This window comes from Streptomyces katrae (assembly GCF_000966975.1).
Classification (GTDB): Bacteria; Actinomycetota; Actinomycetes; order Streptomycetales; family Streptomycetaceae; genus Streptomyces; species Streptomyces katrae.
This window is the reverse complement of record NZ_JZWV01000082.1, coordinates 1-3,824: the sequence shown is the minus strand read 5'-3', so window position 1 is coordinate 3,824 and position 3,824 is coordinate 1. Positions and strand designations below refer to the sequence as shown.

Here is a 3,824-nt window from a genome sequence, read left to right as displayed (position 1 = left end):
GCCGCCGGGACTCCGGCACAGGGCGCCCCGGCGGCCGGCACCCGCCCGACGCAGGGCAGCCGTCCCGTGACCCGTCCCATGCCCCGGCCGCCCTCGGCCGGGGCGGGCGGGCCGCTGGAGTTCCTGCCGTGCCCGGCCGTCGAAGGAGCTGCCCGACCCCGTCCGCTGCGCCACCCTGCGGGTCCCGCTCGACTACGCCCGCCCCGACGGCCCCCAGATCTCCCTCACCGTCAGCCGGATCGCCGCCTCCGGCCGCGGGGGCGCCGTCCGGCAGGGCGCGCTCGTGTTCAACCCCGGCGGGCCGGGTGCCTCCGGTACGTACTTCCCCCTCCTCGCCGGCCGGCCCGCCTGGACCCGGATCGCCGCCGCCTACGACCTGGTCGGCTACGCCCCGCGCGGAGTCGGCCGCTCCGGCCCGCTGACCTGCCAGGACCCGGCCGAGCGGCCGCAGGGACCGACGCAGGTCCCGGCCGAGCCCTCCCCCGCGTACAAACAGGAGCGGCTGGCGGCCGCCCGGGCCTACGCCGAAGGCTGCGCCAGGCACGCCGGGGACGCCCTGGCGCAGTACACCACCCTGAACAACGCCCGCGACCTGGACGTGCTGCGGGCCGCCCTCGGCGAGCGGCGGCTGAGCTTCTTCGGGGCCTCCTACGGCACCTACCTCGGCGCGGTGTACGCCACCCGGCACCCGGACCGGGTGCGGCGCATGGTGTTCGACTCGGCGGTCGACCCGGACCCGCGGCGCGTCTGGTACCTCGACAACCTGGGCCAGGCCGGGGGGTTCGAGCGCCGCTGGGCCGACTTCCGCGCCTGGGCCGCCCGCCACCACGAGGTGTACGGGCTGGGCAGCACCGCCCGGGCGGTGCAGGAGAGCTACGAGAAGGTCCGCGCGGCCGTGGCCCGCACCCCGGCGGGCGGGGTCGTCGGTACGGGCGAACTCCAGGCGGCCTACCTCCAGACCGCGTACTACGACGACGTGTGGCCGGCGCGCGCGGCGGCCCTGGCGGCGTACCTGCGCGGTAACCCGGCCCCCCTCACCCGGCAGGCGGCCCGCGATCCGGCGGTGGCGCAGGAGGCGGCCAACGCGACGGCCGTCTACACGGCGGTGCTCTGCAACGACGCGCCCTGGCCGGCCGACTGGGAGACCTGGGACCGCGACAACACCGCACTGGCCCGCCGGGCCCCTTCGAGACCTGGGCCAACGCCTTCCTGAACCTGCCCTGCGCCGACTGGCCGGTGCGCGAGCGGCAGCGGCCGGTCGCGGTCGGGGAGCTGCCGGCGGGGCAGCGGCTCCCCCGCACGCTGACCGTGGCGGCGGAGCGGGACGGCGCGACCCCGTACCGGGGTGCGCTGGAACTCCAGCGGCGGCTGGGCGCCGGGGCCGCGCTGGTCACGGAGCGGGCGGCGGGCAGCCACGGGGTGGCCGGGGGACGCAACGCGTGCGTGGACGGGCACGTGGAGCGGTACCTGCTGACAGGGACCACCCCGGGGTGGCGCGTGACGTGTGCGCCGCATCCGGAGCCCGCACCGGTGACACTGGACGAGGGGGCAGCGAGCGCTCCCAGGGCGCTGCTGCCGCCGCTCGTCTGAACTTCCGGGCGGGATCTCCGGCTGCGTCGGTTTCGGGGGCAGAACCTCCCGATCCACCGGAGGCCGCTCCTCTGCGAGAGCGCGGTCGTCCTCCGGTCCTTCCCCCCAGGGGAGGTATCAGGCGAGCCCGGCCACCAGGTCGGCGACGGACTTGCGGCGCCCGGTGTAGAAGGGCACCTCCTCGCGGACGTGCATCCGGGCCTCGGAGGCACGCAGGTGGCGCATGAGGTCGACGATGCGGTAGAGCTCGTCGGCCTCGAAGGCCAGCAGCCACTCGTAGTCGCCCAGGGAGAAGGAGGCGACGGTGTTGGCGCGCACGTCCGGGTAGCCGCGGGCCATCTTGCCGTGGTCGGCGAGCATGCGGCGGCGGTCCTCGTCGGGCAGCAGGTACCAGTCGTACGAGCGCACGAACGGGTAGACGCTGACGTAGTCGCGGGCGACCTCGTCGGCCAGGAAGGCCGGGATGTGCGACTTGTTGAACTCGGCGGGGCGGTGCAGGGCCATGTTCGACCACACCGGCTCCAGCGCACGGCCGAGCTTGGTGCGGCGGAACAGGTTGTAGGCGGTCTGCAGCTCGTCCGAGGTCTCGGCGTGCCACCAGATCATGATGTCCGCGTCGGCGCGCAGGCCGGAGACGTCGTAGGTGCCGCGGACGGTGATGTCCTTGGCGGCGAGCTGGTCGAACAGCTCCTGGACCTCGTCGGCGTAGCCGCTGCGGTCCTCCGGCAGGACGTCCTTCAGCTTGAAGACGGACCACAGGGTGTAGCGGATGACCTCGTTGAGGTCCTTCGCCTTCTTCCCCGCGTTGGGAATCTTCTCTGGTGCAGTCATGTGTCCATTGTCCCGTGTGCTGATCAGTGCTCGGTGCCAGGGGTGGCCATCGAGGCGGCGACGGCGTCCGCGGCCTTCCCGGCGCTCGCGATGCAGGCGGGGATCCCGACCCCGTCGTAGAGGGCGCCGCAGACCGCGAGGCCGGGCAGGGCGGCGACGGCGGACCGGATCCGCGCGACGCGGGCGAGGTGGCCGACGGGGTACTGGGGCAGGCCGCCGCCCCAGCGGGTGACGGTGGAGGCCACCGGCCGGGCGGCCAGGCCGACGGCCTCGCAGAGGTCGGCGAGGGAGACGGCGACGAGCTCGGAGGGAGACGGCGACGAGCTCGGAGTCCTCGCGCTTCAGGTCGCCCTCGTCGCCGTGGCGGCCGACGGAGGTGCGCAGCAGGAACAGCCCGGGGTCGGCGCCGGACCAGGCCCACTTGTTGCTGGAGAAGGTGGAGGCCTTGATCGTGCGGCCGTCCACGGGAGGTACGAGGAAGCCGCTGGCGCTCCCGTCGGCGACGGCGGGGGGCAGGTCGGAGCGGCGGAAGGCCATCGTGACCAGGGCCATGGAGGCGTACTCGACCTCGCGCAGGCCCGCGGCGGCCTCGGGGGCGAGTCCTTCCAGCAGCCGCGCGGCGGGGCCGGCGGGGGTGGCGAGGACCACGCCGTCGGCGTCGAGGGCCTCGCCGTCGGTGGTGATCCGCCAGCCCTGGGGCGTACGGGTGATCCCGCGCGCCGCGGTGCCGGTCAGGATGCGGGCCCCGGCGGCCCGGCAGGCGTCGGCGACGGCGAGCGGGAGGCGGCCGATGCCGCCGGAGATCCCGGCGAAGAAGGCGCCCGACGCGGCCGCGCCGGTGACGGTGGTCCGCTCGGCGGCGGCGCGGGCGGCGGCCCCCTGCTGGAGGGCGCGGACCCCGTCGGTGAGGGTGGGGTGGCAGCGGACCGCGTCGAAGAGGGCGGGGACGGCGGCGCGCATCGAGATGCGGTAGGCGTCGCCGGCGTAGACCCCGCCGAGCAGGGGTTCGACCAGCCGGTCCACGACCTCGCGGCCCATCCGGGCCGCGACGAACTCGCCGACGGCGACGTCCTCGCCGACCTCGGTGGGCGGGAGGGTGGTGTCGGCGGCGATCCGGGCGAGGCCCTCGGCGGAGAGCACGCCGGAGGCGGCAAGGGCTTCCTGGTCGCCGGGGACGCCCATCACATGGCCCCGGGGCATGTCGCGCAGGGCCCCGCGGGTCCAGAGCCGGGCGGTGGCGGTCGCCGGGGGCTGGAGGTCGTCGCCGAGGCCCACCGCGCGGGCCAGCTCCAGGGCCTCGGGGCGGCGGGCGAGGACCGACTCGGCGCCGAGGTCGACGGGGGCGCCGGCGAGTTCGCCCGCGTACAGCTTGCCGCCGAGGCGCGCGCCGGCCTCCAGGAGGC

Annotated in this window: 1 protein-coding gene and 2 pseudogenes; 1 reads left to right on the top strand and 2 read right to left on the bottom strand. The window is 76.0% G+C overall.

Annotated features, from left to right (window positions below; all coding sequences use genetic code 11):
- A pseudogene (locus tag VR44_RS42215) lies at positions 1–1,590 on the top strand (alpha/beta fold hydrolase); the annotation flags it as partial.
- Positions 1,591–1,707: 117 nt separating this feature from the next.
- On the opposite strand, the gene hemQ reads toward VR44_RS42215, so the two are convergent.
- Together hemQ and hemG are read right to left on the bottom strand one after the other, a co-directional pair.
- A complete protein-coding gene (gene hemQ, locus VR44_RS04440; RefSeq protein WP_042813891.1) occupies positions 1,708–2,421 on the bottom strand; it encodes a hydrogen peroxide-dependent heme synthase in 714 nt (237 codons plus the stop codon).
- Between the two features lie 23 nt (positions 2,422–2,444).
- Positions 2,445–3,824: pseudogene (gene hemG / locus VR44_RS42210) on the bottom strand (protoporphyrinogen oxidase); the annotation flags it as partial.